Raw genomic sequence first — 1,509 nt, 5'->3', positions numbered from 1 at the left:
GTTGCCAAAAGCGTGGGTGTGGGCGTGGGCGTGCGCCGCGTCAACAATCTGCCGCTTTATATCTTCGGCGCCATCATGCTGATATTTATGCTACTCATGGGCATTGTGGCGATGAACCGTGCAACCGAGCGCAACCAGGTAGACGATTTCGATCGCAATCATGATGCCCAGTCGAGCAGCAATTTCGCAAGCTTGATTGCCAAGGATTATATCGGCGGTATTATCGAACCCAAAGTGCAACCGGAAACGGCAGATCTGCCGGATGACCGGTTTATCAAGGACTGGCGCGAGGCAATTCTCATCGAGCGGCCTGCCGATCTCGATTTGCCGCCATTGCCTTCGGAGCTGGAGAGTACCGATGCATCACGCCATGCCGAACTCGAACATATCCGCCTGCTCAAGCGCCAACAACTTGAAGAAGCGATCAAGGCCAAAACCAACGTCAATGTGATTGCACCCAGAAGCGCCGCATCTGCACCGCACTATACCGGCACCAGCAATACGCCCTCGCGCGAGGAAGCGCTCGCGGAGCTGACGCGAGTACGCCAGCAGATTGATGCGAATCTGCGTGAAGATCCGACCGCGGCCTATCATGCACGGCTTGCACAACTGCGGCAAGGACAAGGCGGATTGGGCGCAGGTATTGCTGACGATTATGACGATGACGCCCCCATGCTGCTGAGTGATCCGCCAACCGGTTATGCCAATGATTATGCGCGTTTCGACTCGACCAATGGTGATGATCGCTGGAAACTCGACAGTGAAGTCAGAAAACCGCAATCACCTTACATTCTGCAAACCGGTTTTGTGATACCGGCAACCCTGATATCGGGTATCAATTCCGAATTACCCGGACAAATCATGGCCCAGGTGAGCCAGAATATTTATGACTCGCCGGTCGGCAAACACCGTTTGATCCCGCAAGGCTCGCGCCTCGTGGGAACGTATTCGAGTGAAGTCGAATATGGACAGGCGCGTGTGCTCGTTGCCTGGCAGCGTATTGTCTTCCCGGATGGCAAGACCATGGATATCGGGGCGATGCCGGGTGCCGACGGTGTGGGTTATGCCGGATTCAAAGATCAGGTGAACAATCATTACCTGCGCATTTTCGGTTCGGCATTGATCATGTCGGCGATTGTAGCTGGAACAGCCTACAGCCAGCGCGATGCAGGCGGCGCATTCGGGCGGCAGAATGCAGGCAGCATCATGAGTCAGTCGCTCGGCCAGCAACTGGGACTGGTCACCGCCAATCTGATCCGCAAGAACATGAATATCTCCCCAACCATCGAAATCCGGCCCGGGTATCGGTTCAACATCATCGTGACCAAGGACATGGTGTTCAACAAGCCCTGGCAACCCTTTGACTATGCATGGAGCGATCACCCATGACAAACAGTAAGAGTCAATCCGCACGGCCCAATAGTTGGCGCAAAATAGCCGGTATGGTTGCCATTCTCTTTGCAATGTTCAACACAACCGCCCACACTGGCGGAATCCCGGTCATCGATG

1 protein-coding gene is annotated in these 1,509 nt (G+C 54.9%); it reads left to right on the top strand.

Annotation, left to right across the window (positions count from 1 at the left end):
- Positions 1 to 12: 12 nt before the first annotated feature.
- The gene (locus C8R30_RS15660; RefSeq protein ID WP_107790565.1) at positions 13 to 1,389 is read left to right on the top strand and encodes a TrbI/VirB10 family protein; all 1,377 of its coding nucleotides are present in this window, start codon (positions 13 to 15) and stop codon (positions 1,387 to 1,389) included.
- Positions 1,390 to 1,509 lie beyond the last annotated feature (120 nt).

Source organism: Nitrosomonas nitrosa (assembly GCF_003051105.1).
Lineage (GTDB): Bacteria > Pseudomonadota > Gammaproteobacteria > Burkholderiales > Nitrosomonadaceae > Nitrosomonas > Nitrosomonas nitrosa.
The sequence above is the reverse complement of the archived record's forward strand: the minus strand, read 5'-3'. Positions and strand labels throughout refer to the sequence as shown.